Annotated in this window: 17 protein-coding genes, 1 other RNA gene and 1 pseudogene; 9 read left to right on the top strand and 10 right to left on the bottom strand. The window is 52.1% G+C overall.

Annotation, left to right across the window (positions count from 1 at the left end; all coding sequences use genetic code 11):
- Positions 1–8: 8 nt before the first annotated feature.
- A complete protein-coding gene (gene mscK / locus NAZ64_RS08000) occupies positions 9–3,371 on the bottom strand; it encodes a mechanosensitive channel MscK (RefSeq protein ID WP_220569374.1) in 3,363 nt (1,120 codons plus the stop codon).
- 118 nt (positions 3,372–3,489) lie between these two features.
- Positions 3,490–4,143, bottom strand: coding sequence for a multidrug efflux transporter transcriptional repressor AcrR (gene acrR, locus NAZ64_RS07995; protein ID WP_000101755.1), 654 nt, complete (start codon positions 4,141–4,143; stop codon positions 3,490–3,492).
- Positions 4,144–4,284: 141 nt separating this feature from the next.
- Between acrR and acrA the strand changes: the two genes are divergently transcribed.
- The 6 genes from acrA to NAZ64_RS07965 all read left to right on the top strand — a co-directional run bounded on the left by acrA (position 4,285) and on the right by NAZ64_RS07965 (position 11,084).
- On the top strand, positions 4,285–5,478 hold the full coding sequence (gene acrA / locus NAZ64_RS07990; protein ID WP_001039202.1) for a multidrug efflux RND transporter periplasmic adaptor subunit AcrA: 1,194 nt from the start codon (positions 4,285–4,287) through the stop codon (positions 5,476–5,478).
- 22 nt (positions 5,479–5,500) lie between these two features.
- Positions 5,501–8,650 carry an efflux RND transporter permease AcrB gene (acrB, locus tag NAZ64_RS07985; protein WP_001132508.1) on the top strand — a complete coding sequence of 1,050 codons (3,150 nt, stop codon included), beginning with the start codon at positions 5,501–5,503 and terminating at the stop codon, positions 8,648–8,650.
- 495 nt (positions 8,651–9,145) lie between these two features.
- On the top strand, positions 9,146–9,520 hold the full coding sequence (gene tomB / locus NAZ64_RS07980) for an Hha toxicity modulator TomB (protein WP_000344807.1): 375 nt from the start codon (positions 9,146–9,148) through the stop codon (positions 9,518–9,520).
- Positions 9,521–9,547: 27 nt separating this feature from the next.
- Complete coding sequence (locus NAZ64_RS07975) at positions 9,548–9,766, top strand: HHA domain-containing protein (RefSeq protein WP_001280991.1); 219 nt, start codon at positions 9,548–9,550, stop codon at positions 9,764–9,766.
- A 178-nt stretch (positions 9,767–9,944) separates the two neighbouring features.
- Positions 9,945–10,496 (top strand): maltose O-acetyltransferase, encoded by a 552-nt coding sequence (gene maa, locus NAZ64_RS07970; protein ID WP_023219729.1) that lies wholly within the window; start codon positions 9,945–9,947, stop codon positions 10,494–10,496.
- A 117-nt stretch (positions 10,497–10,613) separates the two neighbouring features.
- Positions 10,614–11,084 (top strand): YlaC family protein, encoded by a 471-nt coding sequence (locus NAZ64_RS07965; protein WP_000136183.1) that lies wholly within the window; start codon positions 10,614–10,616, stop codon positions 11,082–11,084.
- Positions 11,085–11,140: 56 nt separating this feature from the next.
- Here the strand turns inward: NAZ64_RS07965 and ykgO are convergent, their stop codons facing one another.
- Positions 11,141–11,281: a type B 50S ribosomal protein L36 gene (gene ykgO, locus NAZ64_RS07960; protein WP_001197749.1), complete on the bottom strand. Its 141-nt coding sequence runs from the start codon at positions 11,279–11,281 to the stop codon at positions 11,141–11,143.
- A 1-nt stretch (position 11,282) separates the two neighbouring features.
- Entirely contained in the window at positions 11,283–11,546 is a 264-nt protein-coding gene (locus tag NAZ64_RS07955; protein ID WP_000801422.1) for a type B 50S ribosomal protein L31, read from the bottom strand.
- Positions 11,547–11,770: 224 nt separating this feature from the next.
- Here NAZ64_RS07955 and NAZ64_RS07950 point away from each other — a divergent pair, with 224 nt between their 5' ends.
- Positions 11,771–13,321 (top strand): EAL domain-containing protein, encoded by a 1,551-nt coding sequence (locus NAZ64_RS07950; protein WP_024797537.1) that lies wholly within the window; start codon positions 11,771–11,773, stop codon positions 13,319–13,321.
- Between the two features lie 49 nt (positions 13,322–13,370).
- Here NAZ64_RS07950 and ffs read toward each other — a convergent pair.
- Positions 13,371–13,467: signal recognition particle sRNA small type (gene ffs, locus NAZ64_RS07945), an RNA gene on the bottom strand.
- 84 nt (positions 13,468–13,551) lie between these two features.
- Here ffs and NAZ64_RS07940 point away from each other — a divergent pair.
- Positions 13,552–13,942 (top strand): annotated as a pseudogene (locus NAZ64_RS07940) (MGMT family protein).
- A gap of 32 nt (positions 13,943–13,974) precedes the next feature.
- Here NAZ64_RS07940 and NAZ64_RS07935 read toward each other — a convergent pair.
- Positions 13,975–14,544: a YbaY family lipoprotein gene (locus tag NAZ64_RS07935; protein WP_000779802.1), complete on the bottom strand. Its 570-nt coding sequence runs from the start codon at positions 14,542–14,544 to the stop codon at positions 13,975–13,977.
- Positions 14,545–14,758: 214 nt separating this feature from the next.
- Between NAZ64_RS07935 and tesB the strand changes: the two genes are divergently transcribed.
- Positions 14,759–15,619: an acyl-CoA thioesterase II gene (gene tesB, locus NAZ64_RS07930; protein WP_024797536.1), complete on the top strand. Its 861-nt coding sequence runs from the start codon at positions 14,759–14,761 to the stop codon at positions 15,617–15,619.
- A 99-nt stretch (positions 15,620–15,718) separates the two neighbouring features.
- On the opposite strand, the gene amtB is transcribed toward tesB, so the two are convergent.
- The 4 genes from amtB to NAZ64_RS07910 all read right to left on the bottom strand — a co-directional run bounded on the left by amtB (position 15,719) and on the right by NAZ64_RS07910 (position 21,134).
- Positions 15,719–17,005 (bottom strand): ammonium transporter AmtB, encoded by a 1,287-nt coding sequence (amtB, locus tag NAZ64_RS07925; protein WP_024797535.1) that lies wholly within the window; start codon positions 17,003–17,005, stop codon positions 15,719–15,721.
- A gap of 31 nt (positions 17,006–17,036) precedes the next feature.
- Positions 17,037–17,375 (bottom strand): P-II family nitrogen regulator, encoded by a 339-nt coding sequence (glnK, locus tag NAZ64_RS07920; RefSeq protein WP_000780341.1) that lies wholly within the window; start codon positions 17,373–17,375, stop codon positions 17,037–17,039.
- 212 nt (positions 17,376–17,587) lie between these two features.
- A complete protein-coding gene (locus NAZ64_RS07915; RefSeq protein WP_001256070.1) occupies positions 17,588–19,369 on the bottom strand; it encodes a SmdB family multidrug efflux ABC transporter permease/ATP-binding protein in 1,782 nt (593 codons plus the stop codon).
- A complete protein-coding gene (locus NAZ64_RS07910; RefSeq protein WP_001235560.1) occupies positions 19,362–21,134 on the bottom strand; it encodes a SmdA family multidrug ABC transporter permease/ATP-binding protein in 1,773 nt (590 codons plus the stop codon). The genes NAZ64_RS07915 and NAZ64_RS07910 overlap by 8 nt, the downstream gene beginning before the upstream one ends.
- Positions 21,135–21,156 lie beyond the last annotated feature (22 nt).

Genomic DNA, 21,156 nt, shown 5'->3' with positions numbered 1-21,156 from the left:
ACCGCCTTTTAGCTTGCCGCCGGCGCCAGATCGCCGCCGTTGAGATCGCGCTTCACTTCAGTGACTTCGTCACCCTTCGCGTTATGCAGATGCACCTCAAGCTGGTTAAAGGCGATATTGATATCATTTTCACGGCATAGTCGATCGATCGCGCGGTTCAGTTCATCCACCGTATGGCTACGATCGCGCAATTCACGCACGTACAGACGCAGTTCATGATCCAGAGTGCTGGCGCCAAAGGTAGTGAAGAATACGGCAGGTTCCGGATCGTGCATCACCTTCGGATGCTCCATCGCCGCCTGTAGCAGGACTCTTTTCACTTTCTCCAGATCCGAGCCATAGGCCACGCCAAGCCGGATCACCAGACGAGTCGTGGTATCGGACAGGGACCAGTTAATCAGCCGCTCCGTTACGAACGCTTTGTTCGGAATGATCACTTCTTTACGATCAAAATCGGTAATAGTGGTGGCGCGAATACGAATCTTACTGACCGTGCCGGAGTAGGTGCCGATCGTTACCGTATCGCCAATGCGTACCGGACGTTCGAAGAGGATGATTAAACCCGAGACAAAGTTACCGAAGATCTCTTGTAGCCCAAAGCCGAGCCCCACCGACAACGCCGCCGCCAGCCACTGGAGTTTATCCCACGAGACGCCGAGCGATCCGAATACTGTCATCGCGCCAACAGCGATAATGACGTAGTTAAGGATCGTGGTGATCGCATACGAAGCCCCCTGGCGCATATTCAGACGTGAAAGTACCAGCACTTCCAACAGGCCGGGTAAGTTGCGGATGAGCGCCCAGGCCACCATCGCGGCAATAATGGCGAATAGCAAGCTGCCCATCGTCACGCTTTTCACCACCGCAGCTCCAGCTTCTGTGCCGTTGTAGTGCCACAGCGTGATGCTATCAAGGTAGCTGAATACGGTGATCAAATCGGACCAAATCGCCCAGAACATAACGCCGAACAGGGCAAGCATTAGCAGCATCGTGATACGTAATGTTTGCTGGTTAATCTGCTCCAGCGCGATGGCGGGTTCTTCCTGTGGCTCTGCGCCTTCCGCTCCCTCTTTTACCAGGTTCTGACGACGAGCCAGCGCGCGTCGCCAGGCAATCCGGCGCGCCGCTACGCTTAATCCGCGCAGCACCGTTTGATAAAGCAGGTTCCAGATAATGACCAGATAGACGGTTTCAATCCAGCGTCCCGCCAGGCGCAGCGTGGTATAGAAATAGCCGGTCGCCGTTAATACCATTAACGCCACCGGAATGATGGAAAGAATCGTCACGGTCACCAGTCGAATGCCGTGAGATTCTTTATCGCGCCAGCTTTCCCGGCACAGTGGCCATACCAGTAATGTTATGACCAGCAGATTGAGGAAAATAACCGCCTGCCCCAGCACGTCATCCATCAGATTCAGCGGCGACAACTCCGCCACCACAGACCAAAAGTGCAGCGGCAGCAATGCGAGGCTAATGCGTACAATCTGGCGACGCCAGTGGCTGGTCAACTGCGCCGGCATACCAAAATGGCGTATCGCCACGCCCTCTTTTTCCAGCACCTTCCAGCACAGCCCAAAGACCAGCCAGAACATCGCGAGCTTTTTACTAAAGGCCCAGAGCAGATCGCTGATATTTAGCTGCATGGTCAGCAGGATCAGTCCAAGCGCGAGGATAATCAGGCACACCGGCAGCGCGCGGATCAGATCGATCAGAATAGCTTTTGGCGTATTGAGCTGACTATCGTTACGCAACGATCCCACGGCGGCGGCCAGCTTCTGTTGATACGCTTTTAACCATTTCAGACGCCAGCGGATTAAACCGGCGATGAGCAAGAGCGGCAACCCGGCCAAAAAAGCAATAAATACCGCGGGCCAGGCTTTTTGCCAGTTCACCGTGATTTTCATGGCGCTGAATTGCTCTTTTAACGTTTGGGGGAACGCTTTAAGCCAGTCCCAGTCCATAGGGCGGTTACTGTTCACCCAAAAAATCTGCTGCGTCAGAATGGCTTTCAGATTTTTCGAGACGCTCATCAACTGCTGCTGGTTAACTTGCAGGTTAATCGCCATCATCAGCTGGTTACCCAACTGTTTATTTAGCTGATCCAATAGCTCACGGCGCATCTCCACCACCTGAAGCAACGCATCATGAACTTCATCATTCACCTCGCTGGTATGCCCCTCCTCCAGCTTGTCGACAAAGGCATCGCTTTGGAATAAGGCATCACGCTGCTGGTTGATTTCAAACTGCTCCAGACGCAAATCCGCAATGCGGTTGGTCATATCTTCGAGTTCGTCGGCGGAGGGCAAGGTTTGCTGCTGTTGATAAAGAATACGCGACAGCAACAGGCTGCCTTTTAAGACGGCAATCTGTTCTTTGATATTTCTTTCCGACTGCAGCGCGCGATCGAGCCAGTTTTTCACTTTAATGTTTTGCTGCATCAACATATTGCCGTTTTCGGTCGCGACAATCAGACGCTGGCTGAGTTGATGGTTAATATCCAGTTCCTGTTTTACCAGCGGGTTCGCCTGGATACGCGCCGTTTCGTCCGGCGAAATGGCCTCCTGGGCCGTTTTTTCCGTTAGCGTAAGTCGTTTGCTGTTGACCGCCTCCTGTAAAAGTTGAAGCTGATGTTCAAGGCGATTACTGTTGGCCGTCACGTAATCGCGCTGTTTTTGTAGGGTGTCCTGCAAAACGGTATTTCCTTCAAGACTCTTACGTTGCTGGTCGATCTGTGCATTAAGCAGCGCCTGTTGTGCCTGTAATAACACCTGTTGGCTGGGGCGAAGCGCGGCTTCCCCGACGTTATTGCCGTCCAGACGGTTACGGATTTGCTGTATTTGCTGCGAGGCGGTATACATGGCGTTTTGCACGCGCTCAGGCTGGGTCTGTAGCGAAACAAGCTGGCTGTTATAAGCTGCAAGATCGTTTTGCGAATTTTGCAAATCATCCAGTACCTGCGCCACACGCAGCTCAAGCTGACGTAACGAAAGCGCACTCAGCGTTTTTCGCATTTCATCATCATTATCGACATCGCTCAGCGCATTCAACGCAGCCGTCGCCTGGCGCATTTTTTCAGGCGCCTGCGCCACCTTCTGCCGTAGCTGTACGGTCTCCTCTTTCACCCGCTCGATTTTCTCCAGCGTAGCTAACGTATCAATAAGGTCCTGCTGGACGAGCTTATCCTGGGCGGAGAGATCTTTTTGCTTATTCAGCGTATCCAGCTGGTTTTGCACATCCGCTTTTGACGGCAGGTCGCCATTCGTTTGTCCCCGGGCAAACGCCAGAGACTGACAGGACAGCAGGATAATAAGGACGCTAATTGTAATAAAAACAAAATGCTGTGAACGTTTATAAAGCTGCAACATAGTCATGAGAATGAAGTGTCTGAACCGGCAAGCAGACCGGAAATAATTGAGTCGCAAGAATATCACGCCTGTAACAAACAGAATAGCGACACAGAAAATGTCCAGGAGTTTTCCTGGAATATTATCAGGGGGAGCCGTTGACCGTCGACGCGCGCAGCGTCGGACACAATTGATACATCTCCAGCAGGATCGTGACGTAGGCGCGAGCTTCTTTTTTTAAATCAAACGATTGCGGAGCAAATAACCAGTTTTCCATGAGCCCTGAAATAAAGCTGCGCATCAGTATCGCCGCACGACGGGTCAGCAGATTTTCAGGCAGCATTTTAGCATTAATACAATGTTTTAACGTTTGTTCAATCCGATCGTAACTTTCCAGACAAAGGCTACGCTGCGCCTGTTGAACCACAACCATTTCTCCGACAAACTCACATTTATGGAATATAATCTCCATCAATAAGCGGCGTCGTTCTTCTGTTACAGTAGCTTCAAGAATATGAACTAAAATTTCTCTTAATACAGATAGTGGATCGTCGGGGAATTTTGCCTGATACTCAATCTCAAGCTCACCAATATTGGATTCTGATAGCTCCCAGATCTCACTGAATAAATCCGACTTATTTTTGAAATGCCAATAGATTGCGCCGCGCGTCACGCCAGCAGCGTTCGCAATCTCCGCCAGCGAGGTTGCCGATACGCCTTGCTGCGAGAACAAACGCAGGGCCACATCCAGGATGTGTTGTCGTGTCTCCAGCGCTTGTTGTTTGGTTTTTCGTGCCATATGTCGGTGAATTTACAGGCGTTAGATTTACATACATTTATGGATGTATGTACCATAGCACGACGATAATATAAACGCAGCAATGGGTTTAAGGACCTTTGACCATTGACCAATTTGAAATCGGACACTCGAGGTTTACATATGAACAAAAACAGAGGGTTAACGCCTCTGGCGGTCGTTCTGATGCTCTCAGGCAGCTTAGCGCTAACAGGATGTGACGACAAACAGGACCAGCAAGGCGGCCAGCAGATGCCAGAAGTTGGGGTTGTCACACTAAAAACGGAACCACTGCAAATCACAACTGAACTTCCGGGTCGTACCGTTGCTTACCGTATCGCCGAAGTTCGCCCGCAGGTAAGCGGCATTATCCTGAAGCGTAATTTCGTTGAGGGAAGTGATATCGAAGCGGGAGTCTCTCTCTATCAGATTGATCCTGCGACCTACCAGGCGACTTACGACAGCGCTAAGGGCGATCTGGCAAAAGCGCAGGCCGCCGCGAATATCGCTGAACTGACGGTGAAGCGTTATCAAAAGCTGCTGGGTACGCAGTACATCAGTAAGCAGGAATACGATCAGGCGCTGGCTGACGCGCAACAAGCGACTGCCGCCGTTGTCGCAGCAAAAGCCGCCGTTGAAACCGCACGTATCAACCTGGCGTATACCAAAGTCACCTCACCGATTAGCGGTCGTATTGGTAAGTCATCCGTAACGGAAGGCGCGCTGGTACAGAACGGTCAGGCGTCGGCGCTGGCGACAGTGCAGCAGCTGGACCCTATTTATGTCGATGTGACCCAGTCCAGCAATGACTTCCTGCGCCTGAAGCAGGAGCTGGCAAATGGTTCGCTGAAGCAGGAAAACGGCAAAGCGAAGGTCGATCTGGTGACCAGCGACGGTATCAAATTCCCGCAGTCCGGTACGCTTGAGTTCTCCGACGTGACCGTTGACCAAACCACCGGATCTATTACTTTGCGCGCCATCTTCCCTAACCCGGATCACACCTTATTGCCAGGAATGTTCGTTCGCGCACGTCTGCAGGAAGGGACAAAACCGACGGCATTACTGGTTCCACAACAGGGCGTTACCCGTACTCCACGCGGCGATGCCACGGTGCTGGTGGTTGGCGCTGATAACAAAGTGGAAACCCGCCAAATCGTCGCAAGCCAGGCGATCGGCGATAAGTGGCTGGTGACTGACGGGTTGAAAGCGGGCGACCGCGTAGTTGTCAGCGGGCTGCAAAAAGTACGTCCTGGCGCACAGGTTAAAGTGCAGGAAATTACCGCGGATAACAAACAGCAAGCCGCAAGCGGTGATCAACCTGCTCAGCCCAGGTCTTAACTTAAACAGGAGCCGTTAAGACATGCCTAATTTCTTTATCGATCGCCCTATATTTGCGTGGGTGATCGCCATCATCATCATGTTGGCAGGGGGGCTCGCGATCCTCAAATTGCCGGTAGCGCAATATCCGACGATTGCGCCACCAGCAGTGACGATCTCCGCAACCTACCCTGGCGCTGATGCGAAAACGGTACAGGATACCGTCACGCAGGTTATCGAACAGAATATGAACGGTATCGATAACCTGATGTATATGTCCTCCAACAGTGACTCCACGGGGACCGTGCAGATCACGCTGACCTTTGAATCCGGTACCGATGCGGACATCGCGCAGGTTCAGGTTCAGAACAAGTTGCAACTGGCAATGCCGTTACTTCCCCAGGAAGTACAGCAACAGGGCGTGAGCGTTGAGAAGTCCTCAAGTAGCTTCCTGATGGTAGTGGGCGTCATTAACACCGACGGCACCATGACCCAGGAGGATATTTCGGATTACGTTGCCGCCAATATGAAAGATCCGATCAGCCGTACCTCTGGGGTGGGCGACGTCCAGCTGTTTGGTTCGCAATATGCGATGCGTATCTGGATGAATCCGACAGAGCTGACCAAATACCAACTGACGCCGGTCGACGTGATTAACGCGATCAAAGCGCAGAACGCCCAGGTCGCAGCAGGTCAGCTCGGTGGTACGCCGCCGGTAAAAGGCCAGCAGCTTAACGCATCGATTATTGCCCAAACGCGTCTGACCTCAACGGATGAGTTTGGCAAAATCCTGCTGAAGGTGAATCAGGATGGCTCTCAGGTTCGTCTGCGGGATGTAGCGAAAATTGAGCTTGGCGGCGAAAACTACGACGTCATCGCGAAATTTAACGGTCAGCCAGCGTCAGGTCTTGGCATCAAACTGGCTACCGGCGCCAACGCGCTGGATACCGCTACCGCTATTCGCGCCGAACTGAAAAAAATGGAACCGTTCTTCCCGCCAGGGATGAAAATCGTCTACCCGTATGACACCACGCCGTTCGTGAAGATCTCTATTCATGAAGTGGTAAAAACGCTGGTCGAAGCGATTATCCTCGTGTTCCTGGTGATGTACCTGTTCCTGCAGAACTTCCGCGCGACGTTGATTCCGACTATTGCGGTTCCGGTGGTGTTGTTGGGAACCTTTGCCGTGCTTGCGGCATTCGGTTTCTCGATAAACACGCTGACGATGTTCGGGATGGTGCTCGCCATCGGCTTGCTGGTGGATGACGCCATCGTGGTGGTCGAGAACGTCGAACGTGTTATGACGGAAGAAGGCCTTCCGCCGAAGGAAGCGACGCGCAAATCCATGGGCCAGATTCAGGGCGCATTGGTGGGTATCGCGATGGTACTGTCGGCGGTATTTATTCCGATGGCCTTCTTTGGCGGCTCAACCGGGGCAATTTATCGTCAGTTCTCTATCACCATCGTATCGGCGATGGCGCTGTCGGTGCTGGTCGCGCTGATCCTGACGCCCGCGCTGTGCGCGACGATGCTCAAACCCGTCGCCAAAGGCGATCATGGCGAAGGGAAAAAAGGCTTTTTCGGCTGGTTTAACCGCCTGTTTGATAAGAGCACGCATCACTACACCGATAGCGTAGGGAATATTCTGCGCAGCACCGGGCGTTACCTGCTGCTCTATCTCATTATCGTCGTCGGTATGGCTTATCTGTTCGTTCGTCTGCCAAGCTCTTTCTTGCCGGATGAAGACCAGGGCGTATTCCTGACAATGGTCCAGCTCCCCGCCGGCGCGACGCAAGAGCGCACGCAAAAAGTGCTGGATGAGGTCACGGATTACTATCTGAACAAAGAGAAAGCCAACGTTGAATCGGTATTCGCCGTCAACGGCTTCGGTTTTGCAGGGCGCGGTCAGAATACCGGTATTGCATTCGTGTCGTTGAAAGACTGGGCCGATCGTCCAGGCGAAAAAAATAAGGTTGAAGCGATTACCCAGCGGGCAACCGCAGCGTTTTCACAAATTAAAGATGCGATGGTCTTCGCCTTTAACCTACCGGCGATTGTTGAACTGGGCACCGCAACCGGGTTTGACTTCGAGTTGATTGACCAGGCGGGACTTGGTCATGAAAAACTGACCCAGGCGCGTAATCAGTTGTTCGGCGAGGTGGCGAAATATCCTGATCTGCTGGTAGGCGTTCGACCTAACGGCCTGGAAGATACGCCGCAGTTTAAAATCGATATCGACCAGGAAAAAGCTCAGGCGCTGGGCGTGTCTATTAGCGACATCAATACCACGCTGGGCGCAGCATGGGGCGGCAGCTATGTAAACGACTTTATCGATCGCGGTCGTGTGAAGAAAGTTTACGTAATGTCCGAAGCGAAATACCGCATGTTGCCGGATGATATTAACGACTGGTACGTTCGTGGTAGCGATGGTCAGATGGTGCCGTTCTCCGCATTCTCCTCTTCCCGCTGGGAATATGGTTCGCCGCGTCTGGAACGCTATAACGGTCTGCCTTCGATGGAAATTCTGGGTCAGGCGGCGCCAGGCAAGAGTACTGGTGAAGCGATGGCGATGATGGAAGAACTGGCCAGCAAGCTGCCGTCAGGCATTGGGTATGACTGGACCGGGATGTCCTACCAGGAACGGTTGTCCGGCAACCAGGCCCCTGCCCTGTATGCTATCTCGCTGATCGTCGTCTTCCTGTGTCTGGCGGCATTGTATGAGAGCTGGTCTATCCCGTTCTCCGTAATGCTGGTTGTTCCGCTTGGGGTTATCGGCGCGCTGCTGGCTGCGACCTTCCGCGGACTGACTAACGACGTTTACTTCCAGGTGGGCCTGCTCACAACCATTGGGTTGTCGGCGAAGAACGCGATACTTATCGTCGAATTCGCCAAAGACTTAATGGATAAAGAAGGGAAAGGTCTGGTAGAAGCGACGCTGGAGGCCGTCCGGATGCGTTTGCGCCCGATTCTGATGACCTCGTTAGCGTTCATGCTGGGGGTTATGCCGCTGGTTATCAGTTCCGGCGCGGGTTCCGGCGCGCAGAATGCGGTAGGTACTGGCGTACTGGGCGGGATGGTAACGGCAACCGTACTGGCTATTTTCTTCGTACCGGTCTTCTTTGTGGTGGTACGCCGCCGCTTTAGCCGTAAAAGCGAAGATATTGAGCATAGTCATTCGACAGAACATCGCTGATTTGCTCACTGTTGATAAGGCCGCGCAAGCGGCCTTTTTTACGCAAAAATCATAAAATACGCTTATTGTTAGATTGATTATTTTTTGCCATATTAATAAAAGGTATAATCCTTACTGCGTTAAAGGCTTTTCTTAGGAAAGTTGGCCATTTCTTAATTCAGCCATTAATTAAGAAATATTAAGAATATTCCTGGCTATTTTCTCCTGTCAGAGTCTATTGTTTTAGCCTGAAAAGCTAAAAAACGTTAACCCAATGATTACACAAACAATAAAACTGGTTCCTTTTTAGGCGACCGACGATCACTGTTAAAATTCGAAAAAGTATGGCAACACGCGGCTTTCACGCAATTGTAATTTTTCGTAATATGACGATGAAAAGTTTTTTAGAGTAGATTATAGTTAAATCATAAGGTGATGTGGGAAGTACCAGGTTAGTTAGTTGTATCCATCCCGAAGGTGTTCGGTTAGTTTAAGCCACTAAAAAGGGGATGCATTATGGACGAATACTCACCCAAAAGACATGATATAGCACAGCTTAAATTTCTTTGCGAAACCCTGTATCATGACTGTCTTGCAAACCTTGAAGAAAGCAACCATGGCTGGGTTAATGACCCGACCTCAGCAGTCAACCTGCAGCTCAATGAGCTGATAGAACATATTGCAACTTTCGCGCTTAATTATAAAATTAAGTACAATGAAGACAATAAATTGATTGCGCAGATAGATGAATACCTGGACGACACCTTTATGTTGTTCAGCAGCTATGGTATTAATACGCAGGATTTGCAAAAATGGCGTAAATCGGGCAACCGCCTGTTCCGTTGTTTCGTCAACGCCACCAGGGCTAATCCTGTTAGTTTGTCTTGTTAAAAATTATTACAATCATAGGTAGAATTTATGTCTGATAAACCATTAACTAAAACTGATTATTTGATGCGTTTACGGCGCTGTCAGACAATTGACACTCTGGAGCGCGTCATTGAGAAAAATAAATATGAATTGTCCGACAATGAGCTGGCTGTATTTTACTCAGCTGCGGATCACCGTCTTGCAGAATTGACAATGAACAAACTCTACGACAAGATCCCCTCTTCAGTATGGAAATTCATTCGTTAATCACGCTACATTACTTTTTAGAGAACACGCAGGTGTTATCTGCCTCCTCGTTCTGGCTAATAACACAACGGGCTATTATAGAACAGTGATATAGATCACATACCAATAACAGGGAACGTTCCCTCTAATACTTTATTATTGCTTCTATTGCGATAATATCCACCAAGGGGAGCGCGCGATGAGTGACGAAAAACAAAAAATGATCGCTGGGGCACTGTATTGCCCGACCGATGAAACTTTATGCCAGGATCGACTGCGGGCGCGTCAACTCATCCATCAATACAATTATACTACGCCTGATGAAATAAATAAGCGTCAGGCGATTTTACGCGACCTGTTGGGTCGATGCGAAGACGCCTATATTGAACCTTCCTTTCGTTGCGACTACGGCTATAATATTTTTCTTGGTCACTCCTTTTACGCTAACTTCGACTGCGTCATGCTTGATGTTTGCCCAATTCATATTGGCGATAATTGTATGCTCGCGCCAGGGGTACATATCTATACCGCCACGCACCCGCTGAACGCCGTCGAACGCAACAGCGGCAGAGAATTCGGTAAACCCGTCACTATTGGAAATAACGTCTGGATAGGCGGACGAGCCGTCGTTAATCCTGGCGTAACCATCGGCGATAACGTCGTCGTCGCTTCAGGCGCTGTGGTGATAAAAAACGTACCGTCAGACGTCGTGGTAGGCGGAAATCCGGCGCGAATCATTAAAAAATTGTAGTCAAAATGATAACTGTTATGCTTATTCGTGGTTAATCTGTTACTTTTTTCACGTTACACCTCCCTTTAAAATGGGCTGTTATTACCCCCTATGTCGCAGAAATCATGAAGGCAAAAGATGACAGAGATACAGCGCCTGCTTAGCGAAACTATTGATGACTTAAACGTCCGTGAAAAACGCGATAACAGGCCGCGTTTTAGTATCAGTTTTATCCGCAAGCATCCTGGGTTATTTATCGCGATGTATGCAGCCTGGTTTGCGACGCTGGCGGTCATGCTGCAATCAGAAACGCTGGTGGGGTCAGTGTGGCTGTTAGTGGTGTTATTTATCGCATTTAATGGCTTCTTCTTTTTCGACATCGCCCCGCGTTATCACTATAACGACATCGATGTGCTGGACCTCCGGGTCTGTTACAACGGTGAATGGTACAACACCCGCTTTGTTCCCCCCACGCTCATTGAGACGATTCTTCAGTCTCCACAGGTGGATAATGAACATAAAGTCCAGCTGCAAAAAATGGTTGCCCGTAAGGGCGAACTTTCCTTCTACGATATTTTTACGCTGGCCCGCGCAGAAGCCAGCCGGTAATAAAAAAGTGCGCACCCTCCCTGGTACGCACTGCTTTCCCTGAACTGTTGGTTTTTTTAACGTCTTTTTTTACGCCCCTGAACCGCCTTAAAACGCGGATTTGTTTTACAAATCACGTATAAGCGTCCTTTGCGTTTGACTATCTGGCAATCCGGATGCCGTTGTTTTGCATTGCGAAGTGAGTTTAACACCTGCATTTCATTTACCCCTTTTAGCGCCGATAAAATGACCGAAACGTTTCTGGAAGCGTGCGGCGCTACTTTCGCTATCAAACGTTTTCTGTCTACCGGTATAAAAAGGATGCGATTTTGATGACACATCAATAGTGACATACGGATATGTCACGCCGTCCAGTTCGATTTCACGTTCAGTTTTGATAGTTGATCCCACTTTCACATATTCATTTACGCTGGTGTCATGAAATACGACGGTGCGGTATACAGGATGAATATCAGGTTTCATTGCGCCCTCTCAATTATGTTATAACATAACAATAAAATACGCTATCAACGTTCCTTTTTCAACCGGTAAACATTCACGATCTCTTCCTGGCGGCAAAAGCAATGTGGCGTAACGCGTTAGTCTGGCGCCTGAATCTGTAAAATCGATAAAATAGCTTTATCATTCGAGGGCGCGATTTACGATCGGATATACTTTCTCTACGCTGTGTTTATAAGGACATCACTGTGACAACACGACATCTGGTCAGCCTGGTAACGGGAGTGCTTATCCTGTCTGTCCTTTTCCCGATAGGATTGAGCCTGTGGCTGGCGCACCGTCAAGTTGAAAAAAGGTTTAACGAAGAGCTGGATATCTTCTCGTCCCGGGTGGCGCTACGTACAGAAAGGGTCAGTGACCAGGCAAAAGCCGCGTTAACGCATATTGCCTCCTTTAAAGGCGAGCCCTGCAGCAGCGCCCATTTACTCGCCATGCGCCGCGTGTCTTATAGCTTTCGGTATGTCCAGGAAGTTCTGTATCTTAAAAATTCGATTCCCGTTTGCTCCTCACTTGAAAAAGAGAGCCATATTCCCGCTTTCCCTCCGCCTATGAAAATCACTCGCGACGGTTATCGCGCCTGGTTTACGGCGCAAAACGATCTGGGTATAAAACGCTATATGGCGGCACTCGGGAGCGACAGCTATATCGTGATGATCGACCCGGCGTCCTTTATCGATGTGATTCCGTTTGGCGCATGGCCGATTGACGTCGCTATTATTGGCCGGGAACGCAATACTGTGGTTGCCAGCAGTGGTAACCTTGACCCCGCTATTCTTCCGCTCATTCACCATGAGACGCCCCTGCGGCTGGAAAACCGAGGCATTCAGTATGCTATTCACCCCTTTCCGGAAATGGGCATTACTATCGTAAGCTGGGCACCGACCGCTCCGCTGGAAAGGAGCTGGTATCGACAGGCATTTATCTGGCTACCGGCGGGCATCGTAACGGGTCTGCTGGCTGCGGCCTTTATTCTGCGTATTTTGCGTCGGCTACAGTCGCCCCGCCACCGTCTCCAGGATGCGATAGATAATCGCGAATTTAACGTACACTATCAGCCTATTGTCTCCCTGAGCAGCGGAAAAATTGTCGGTGCCGAAGCCTTAGCTCGCTGGCAACAGGCGGACGGCACCTTCCTTTCGCCGGAAATTTTTATCGCGCTGGCTGAACAAACCGGGCTCACGGAGCCGCTAACCCGGCTAATCATCGAAACCGTTTTTGAAGACATGGGGAGTTGGTTAAAGTCCCATCCCGAACAACATATTTCAATCAATCTTGAGGCATCCGATCTGGCGTCGGAAACGTTGCCGACGCTGTTAAGCACGCTGCTGAACCGTAGCCAAATTTCTCCGTCGCAAATCGCGCTTGAATTAACGGAGCGCGAGTTCGCCGATCCGAAAACCAGCGCGCCAATTGTCGCCAGATACCGTAACGCGGGACATTCAATTTATATTGATGACTTTGGCACCGGCTATTCCAGCCTCAGCTACTTACAAAATCTGGATGTGGATGTCCTTAAAATTGATAAATCTTTTGTCGATGCGCTGGAATATAAAAACGTCACGCCGCATATTATTGAAATGGCGAAAACGCTCAAACTTAAGATGGTCGCAGAAGGCATCGAAACAACCAGGCAAGAACAGTGGCTACGCCAGCATGGCGTACATTATGGTCAGGGCTGGTTATACAGTAAACCCCTACCCGCTACGGCATTTATTCTTTGGGCGGAACAGCGGCTATAACGTCGCACAGCAGAAAAGAACAGTGTGGAGAGGCACAAATGGGTGGGGGCCCTGCCAGCTACATCCCGGCACACGCGTCATCTGCCTTGGCTGCTTCCTTCCGGACCTGACCTGGTAAACAGAGTAGCGTTGCGGGAGAACCAACAGAGCCCCCATTGAGAGCGTTGTGAACCAACGCGCAGGCGCATTATCACTGCTATATCGTGCAATTGCAACCCATCAGGCATCGGATGCTGGTTTCTTGCGCATCCGGGCTTTCCTCCCCCCCTTATTCCAGATTATCCTGAAGCATTAACGCAGGATTCTATTATGGATATTCAGGACACATTTCCTCAACGCGTCTGGCAAATCGTCGCTTCGATCCCGGAAGGATTTGTCACGACCTACGGCGATGTCGCCCGGCTTGCCGGTTCGCCTCGGGCGGCGCGTCAGGTCGGCGGAGTTTTAAAACATCTGCCGGAAGGCAGCACTTTACCATGGCATCGGGTGGTGAACCGCCACGGCGCAATATCACTTACCGGGCCGGATCTACAGCGGCAACGTCAGGCATTACTGGCGGAAGGCGTGGTGGTGTCGGGAAGCGGACAAATCGATTTACAACGCTATCGCTGGGTGTATTAACCCTCTCCGTAACGGAGAGGGTTGGCGCAGGATTAATACTGGGTAGGCGCAGGAACGGCAGAAGACGGATTGACCTGGGTCGGCGAAGTCGATGGAACCGTCGTCGTCGCACCACCGCTGGCCTGCACAGGCACCGCCGTTTGCTGTACCGGTACCAGCGTCAGATCCGCTTTAGTGCCGCCATTGTTAATCACCGGTTTCACGCTATCGGTAATAAATACCAGCTTATTATCAACGGTGATGGCCGCGCTCAGGAGAATGCGCGCGTTAGGTTGAATATCTGATGGGTTAAACGGCAACACAAAACTGAAAGGCGCCTGTTTACCTTCGGTACGTACCGCTTTTTGCGACAGCACCTTAGACGGCGCATCAGCCAGCGAAGCATCTGAAAGCGTCACGGTCAGCACCGCATCTGGCGGCAGAGCGACCTTCTGGCGGATCCAGACGGTACCGGAAACATTGGGTTGCTGAATAGTAGACTGGTTAGCTGTAATCGACATGTTAGGGTTTGGCGCAGGCGTCTGGATATCAGCGCTTTTATCAGCGCAGGCCGCCAGAGATATCGCAACCGCTAAACCACTTACGATGTGCACGAGTTTCATTCAATTCTCCTTATCATCAATGCACCAGCAGGCCTTTCCCCCCGCCGGAAGAGTGGTTAACAGAAACATAACGTGATTAAGTGTGGCACATGTCACTCATTTTTGCCTGGAATTGGTCTGTTATTCAGACTTTTGTACCCATCGGACCACTTGCAAAATTGCGTTATACTCTGCCCTACCTCGCTTCGGCATCGTTGTCACCTGGAGAGTATGTATGAGTCAGACACTGAATAATTTGCTGACATTATTGAATCTGGAAAAAATTGAAGAAGGACTCTTTCGGGGCCAAAGTGAAGACTTAGGGCTGCGCCAGGTATTTGGCGGTCAGGTGGTGGGCCAGGCGCTCTATGCCGCCAAAGAAACGGTGCCGGAAGCGCGACTGGTGCATTCATTCCACAGTTATTTTCTGCGGCCAGGCGACAGCCAAAAACCCATTATCTATGACGTAGAAGTGCTGCGCGATGGGAATAGCTTCAGCGCCCGCCGCGTTGCCGCTATTCAGAACGGGAAACCCATCTTTTACATGACCGCCTCATTCCAGGCACCGGAACCGGGTTTTGAACATCAAAAAACCATGCCGACGGCAGTCGGGCCGGAAGGACTACCGTCAGAAACGGAAATCGCGCAATCGCTGGCGCATTTACTGCCGCCGATTCTGAAAGAAAAGTTTCTCTGCGATCGCCCGCTGGAAATTCGTCCCGTCGAATTTCACAATCCGTTGAAAGGTCACGTCGCCGCGCCTGTGCGTCAGGTATGGATTCGCGCCAATGGCATCGTTCCGGATGACATTCGCGTCCATCAATATTTACTGGGATATGCCTCGGATCTGAATTTCCTTCCCGTCGCGCTTCAGCCTCACGGCATCGGTTTTCTGGAAAAGGGTATTCAGATCGCCACTATCGATCACTCTATGTGGTTCCATCGTCCGTTCAATTTTAATGAATGGCTACTTTATAGCGTGGAGAGCACTTCCGCCTCCAGCGCCCGGGGCTTTGTTCGCGGCGAGTTTTATACTCAGGATGGCGCGCTGGTCGCTTCAACCGTGCAGGAAGGGGTAATGCGTAATCACAATTAAAAAACATGCCGCTATGCGGCGTTAATGGCCTGATGACGCTGCGCTTATCCGGCCTACGGTAAACTGGATAAGCGCAGCGCCATCAGGCATGTTGCGCAATCACGCGTTATACGCATTCTCGCCGTGACTGTTCACATCCAGCCCCTCGCGCTCCTGCTCTTCCGGTACACGCAGTCCAACAAGGATATCCGCCAGTTTGTAACCAACAAACGCGACAATACCGGACCAGACGACCGTAATAGCAATACTTTCCAGCTGTACCATCACCTGATGTCCCATCGTAACGCCGTCGACAAAGCCAACGCCGCCCAGCGAACTGGCGGCAAAAACGCCGGTCAGGATACAGCCGATTATTCCGCAAACGCCGTGAACGCCAAATACGTCGCACGGATCATCTACCCGTAACAGACGTTTAAGCATGGTGACTCCCCACAATCCCGCCAGCCCCGCAATAACGCCGATAACCAACGCGCCGCCAACGCCAACATAGCCACAGGCTGGCGTCACGCCGACCAGACCGGCAATCGCGCCGGAACACGCTCCCAGCAGGGAAGGCTTACCGCGTAGCGTCCACTCGCCGATAATCCACCCCAGAATCGCGGCGGCGGTCGCCACCACGGTGTTCACAAAGGCCAGCGCTGCTATCTCGTTTGCGCTCCCCGCAGAACCCGCGTTAAATCCAAACCAGCCGATATACAGAATCGCAGTACCGGTAAAGACCATCGGCAGGTTATGGGGTTTAAATGCTTCTTTCCCAAAGCCGACGCGTTTGCCAATTAAATAAGCCCCCACCAACCCGGCGATAGCGGCGTTAATATGCACCACCGTACCACCGGCAAAATCCAGCGCGCCGTGAGCAGCCAGCAGGCCGCCGCCCCACACCATGTGCGCAATCGGAATATAAGAGAGCGTGAACCACACCACGACAAAAATCAGTACCGCCGAAAAACGAATACGCTCCGCCAACGCGCCGACAATCAGCCCGACGGTAATACAGGCGAAAGATCCCTGAAACGCGACATGAATATACTGATAAATCGTACCCGTTACCGCCGTCAACGCGATATTCTTCAACATCGCCCCATCGACATTACCGAAGAAATGATTCCCTTCGCCAAAAGCCAGCGAATAGCCGTACACCACCCATAAAATACAGACCAGCGCAAAGGTGACGGTCACTTGCGTTAACATTGACAGCACGTTCTTGGCGCGAATTAATCCGCCGTAAAACAGCGCGATACCCGGTATCGTCATGAACAGCACCAGCGCGGTGCAAATCATCATAAAAGCACTATCCGCTTTATCGGCAACCGCCGGCGCGGCTATCGTTAGCCCAGGCAGCAGCGCCAGTGAAGCCAGTGTGGTTTTTATCATCGCTATCTTCATTTTTTCATTTCCTGTTGCTGTGTGGCGGGTCTTACAGCGCTGCTTCGTCAGCTTCGCCGGTACGAATCCGAATAACGCGCATGAGCTCCGCGACGAAAATTTTGCCGTCGCCAATTTTTCCGGTGTAAGCCGCTTTACTGATGATATCGATCACCTCTTCCAGTTGGTCGTCGGCGATAGCCACATCAATTTTGACCTTCGGCAGGAAATTCACGCTGTACTCCGCGCCGCGATACAGTTCGGCGTGTCCTTTCTGACGGCCAAACCCTTTCACTTCGGTGACGGTCAGTCCCTGAATGCCAATGGAAGAAAGCGCCTCCCGCACGTCCTCCAGCTTGAACGGTTTGATAATCACGGTAACCAGCTTCATAGAACCCTCCAGTCAGAATTAGGTAACGGCTGCCGCCGCGCATGGACTCTTCAGAATGGATATTGCAAAGGATGTGCCAGAAGCTGGCGAGCGAGGAAAAGCGCGGTTAGCGGCGCGTCTTTATATTGACGCGCCCCAAAATCGAAGCAGGGAAAGAAAAACGCACCACGACGGTGCATAATGGGCGAGGCTTTGCCCTGTGGCGCCAAACCTTACGCCGCAGGGCCGGGTTCTTCGTGTACGCTGGCGGCTAACTCCTCGCCAACTAACTGTAATTGATACATTTGCCAGTAGCGCCCTTGCGCCGCCAGCAATTGTTGATGCGTCCCGCGCTCCACCGCCTGGCCGCGATGGAGAACCAGAATGGTATCCGCCTCCACGATTGTCGATAGCCGATGGGCAATAACCACCAGCGTGGTGCGCTCGCGAATCGCCGCCAGCGCCTGCTGTATCGCCTGCTCAGTGCCGGAATCGATGCTGGCCGTCGCTTCATCAAGAATTAATATTTGCGGGGCGTCAACCAGCACGCGCGCCAGCGCCAATAGCTGTTTTTGCCCGACGGACAGCGTATTTCCCTGCTCGCCGAGATGCGTATGCAGCCCGTCGCTCAGGCCGCGCGCCAGGTCTGCCAGTTGTACTGTTTCCAGCGCCTGCCACACCTGCGCCTCGGAGACATCGCGCCCCAGCGTCACATTAGCCAGAAAGGTATCCGCCATCACTACCGGGTCCTGTTGAACCATCGCCACGCCCTGGCGTAAAACGCGATGATTAAGAGAGGCGATTTCTCGCCCATCCAGCCGAATTTCGCCTTGTGTCAGGGGGTAATACCCCATTAATAAGCTGGCGAGCGTACTCTTCCCGCTGCCGGTGTGCCCCACCAGCGCCACAAAGCTACGGGACGGTACTGATAGCGTAATGTCCTGTAAAACAAGATTATCGTCGCGGTAAGCAAACGACAGATGATCAATATCAATCGCCCCGCTTTGCAACGGCCTGTCGTCGCTGCCATAGCGCTGGCGCGGGCGATCCATCAGTTCAAAAACACGCTCTCCCGCCACAACTGCCTGCTGTAGCATGGATTGCTGGGTGGTCAGTTCAATGAGCGGCTCGTTCAGACGTGACAAATAGCTAATGAACGCATACAGCACCCCGACCTCAATCGTGCCGGCAGACGTAAAGCTGAAAAGCATTAACAAACCGCACAAAATGAGCGCAGAAAAGAGGCTAAGCAGCGGGCGCAACAAAAAGCCGTCCAAGCGCAACGTCTGCATTCGCGCCATATAGTGCGAGCGGCTGGCCTCGCCCATGCGTTCGCCGAAGCGCGCCTGCTGGCGAAACTGCTGAATTACGCTCATCCCGTTGATGATTTCGTTAAAGCCGTCGTTAATATCCGCCAGATATGCCCGCACGCGGCGTACAATCGGCGTGCTGTAGCGCTGATAAATGATCATCACGGTCAATACCGCCGGAAAAATCAAAATCGCCACCAGCGCCATCCGCCAGTCAAGGCTGAACATGGCGACCAGCATGGCGCCGATCAACGCCGCGCTACGTAATACCGTTGCGACGACCGTGACGTACAGATCGCGGATGACTTCCGTATCGTTGGTCACGCGTGAAATTAATTGTCCGACAGGCTGCGTGTCGAAGGCGCTTAGCGGCTGGCGCAAGGCGGCATCCATGACGTCCGTGCGCAAGGACTGAACTACGCCAACGGCCGCCCGGTTAAATAATAAAGACTGGGCGTAATGCAGACCCGCCGCCAGAAATTGTAGCCCCACATAGGCGGCCGCCAGCCCCGCGACCTTGCCCAACGGTAAATGGTGGCGGGCCACCATGTTATCAATGAAATAGCTGATCAACAGCGGACCGCTAACCTCCGCCGCCGCCGCAATCCACAGCATCATCACCGCGACAGAGAGCGGTTTTCTCCATGGCGAGCCATACGCCAGTAACCGTTTCAGCGTCGGCCATAGCTGTCCAAAACTACGCATTCACCGCCTCCTCGCCGCGTTCCGGCGCGTCATCCAGCGCGGCCTCCAGTTGCTGATAGCGATACATATCGCGATACCAGCCAATCTGCTGCGCCAGTTGATCGTGATCGCCGCGCTGAACAACATGACCATGTTGCATAACGATAATTTCATTGGCGTCGGTCAGCGCGGATAAACGATGCGCGCTGATGATGACCGTACGCCCTTCGCCCCACTGGCGCAAATTATGCAAAATCTGATGCTCCGTGCGGCCATCTACTGCTGAGAGCGCATCATCAAGAAGCAGAATTTCCGCATTCAACAGTAGCGCTCTGGCAATCGAGATACGCTGTTTTTGCCCACCCGATAACATGACGCCACGTTCACCTACCTGCGTGTCGTAGCCCTGAGGCAAACGGAGAATATCCTCATGTACGCTGGCTAAACGCGCCACCTGTTCAATCTCCTCCTGAGTCGCCTCCGGGCGTCCGAGCGCAATATTATTGGCAATAGAGTCCGAGAACAAAAACGGCGTCTGGCTGACGACCGCCAGTCGGCTACGCCAGCTATCCAGTTGCAGATGCGTCAACGGCATGTCATGGAATCGGATTTCTCCCTGCGTCACATCAAAATGGCGCTGGATAAGCGACAAGATTGTGCTTTTCCCCGCGCCGGTCGGACCGCATATCCCCAGCATCTGACCCGGTTTAAGACGAAAGTTCACATTCTCCAGCGCCGGATGCGTCGTTTGCGGATAGCAAAACTCACGAATGGCCGCCGTCAGTTCGCCGCGCCCCGCCGGGACCGGCTCTTCGCCATCCTTAACTACCGGCGCTTCCGCCAGCATGGCGCGGATGCGGCTGTAAGCGGCGCTACCCCGCTCCACGATATTAAACATCCAGGCCAGCGCCAGCATCGGCCAAATCATCAACCCCAGATACATCATAAAGCTGGTGAGTTCGCCCAGCGTCAGGCTGCCGTTAACCACCATCCAGCTTCCGCCGCTAATCGCGAGCAGGTTCGCCATGCCAATGGCGATGTAAATGGTTGGATCAAAACGCGCGTCAATACGCGCCACGCGCATATTTTTCTTGCCGGTATCTTCGGCATCCGCCGCAAACAGCGAAGACTGGCGGTCCTCCAGACCAAACGCTTTGATCATGCGGATGCTGGTCAGACTCTCCTGCGTGCGGTCGTTCAGGCTGGAGAAGGCGGCCTGCGCCAGTTTGAAATAATCATGCAACCGATCGCCGTAACGTTTGATCATCAGCGCCATAATCGGCATCGGCAACAGCGCTAATAGCGTTAGCTGCCAGCTAATTTGCGTCGACATGACAATCAGTACCGCGCAGCCCATTACCAGCGAGTCAACCAGCGTCAGAACGCCCTCGCCCGCCGCAAATACGACGCGATCCACATCATTCGTCGCACGCGCGATAAGATCGCCCGTCCGATGGCGCTGATAAAATTCAGGATGCTGACGACTCAGCTGGCGATAATAATCTTCACGCAGTTCGACGGCTAATTGATAAGAAGCGCCAAATAGCAGCACGCGCCAGACATAGCGCAACAAATAAACCACTACGGCGATCAGGGCAATGGTGCCAATCCACATCGCTATTCGGCCTGGAGTAAAATGCTGTGCGGTTACGCCATCCACGACAATCCCCACCACTTTGGGCGGGATCAGCTGAAGCATCGCAATAAGCATAAGCAGGGCCACTGCGCCAAGATAGCGACGCCATTCCCGGCGAAAGTACCAGCTTAATTGAGCAAATAATCGCACGCGTTATTTCCTGATATGATTT

The sequence above is a fragment of the Salmonella sp. A1325 genome, assembly GCF_056991255.1.
The sequence above is the reverse complement of the archived record's forward strand: the minus strand, read 5'-3'. Positions and strand labels throughout refer to the sequence as shown.

Coding starts and splice junctions, on each gene's coding strand:
- mscK (WP_220569374.1), bottom strand. CDS start 3,371: ATGACTATGTTGCAGCTTTATAAACGTTCACAGCATTTTGTTTTTATT.
- acrR (WP_000101755.1), bottom strand. CDS start 4,143: ATGGCACGAAAAACCAAACAACAAGCGCTGGAGACACGACAACACATC.
- acrA (WP_001039202.1), top strand. CDS start 4,285: ATGAACAAAAACAGAGGGTTAACGCCTCTGGCGGTCGTTCTGATGCTC.
- acrB (WP_001132508.1), top strand. CDS start 5,501: ATGCCTAATTTCTTTATCGATCGCCCTATATTTGCGTGGGTGATCGCC.
- tomB (WP_000344807.1), top strand. CDS start 9,146: ATGGACGAATACTCACCCAAAAGACATGATATAGCACAGCTTAAATTT.
- NAZ64_RS07975 (WP_001280991.1), top strand. CDS start 9,548: ATGTCTGATAAACCATTAACTAAAACTGATTATTTGATGCGTTTACGG.
- maa (WP_023219729.1), top strand. CDS start 9,945: ATGAGTGACGAAAAACAAAAAATGATCGCTGGGGCACTGTATTGCCCG.
- NAZ64_RS07965 (WP_000136183.1), top strand. CDS start 10,614: ATGACAGAGATACAGCGCCTGCTTAGCGAAACTATTGATGACTTAAAC.
- ykgO (WP_001197749.1), bottom strand. CDS start 11,281: ATGCAGGTGTTAAACTCACTTCGCAATGCAAAACAACGGCATCCGGAT.
- NAZ64_RS07955 (WP_000801422.1), bottom strand. CDS start 11,546: ATGAAACCTGATATTCATCCTGTATACCGCACCGTCGTATTTCATGAC.
- NAZ64_RS07935 (WP_000779802.1), bottom strand. CDS start 14,544: ATGAAACTCGTGCACATCGTAAGTGGTTTAGCGGTTGCGATATCTCTG.
- tesB (WP_024797536.1), top strand. CDS start 14,759: ATGAGTCAGACACTGAATAATTTGCTGACATTATTGAATCTGGAAAAA.
- amtB (WP_024797535.1), bottom strand. CDS start 17,005: ATGAAGATAGCGATGATAAAAACCACACTGGCTTCACTGGCGCTGCTG.
- glnK (WP_000780341.1), bottom strand. CDS start 17,375: ATGAAGCTGGTTACCGTGATTATCAAACCGTTCAAGCTGGAGGACGTG.
- NAZ64_RS07915 (WP_001256070.1), bottom strand. CDS start 19,369: ATGCGTAGTTTTGGACAGCTATGGCCGACGCTGAAACGGTTACTGGCG.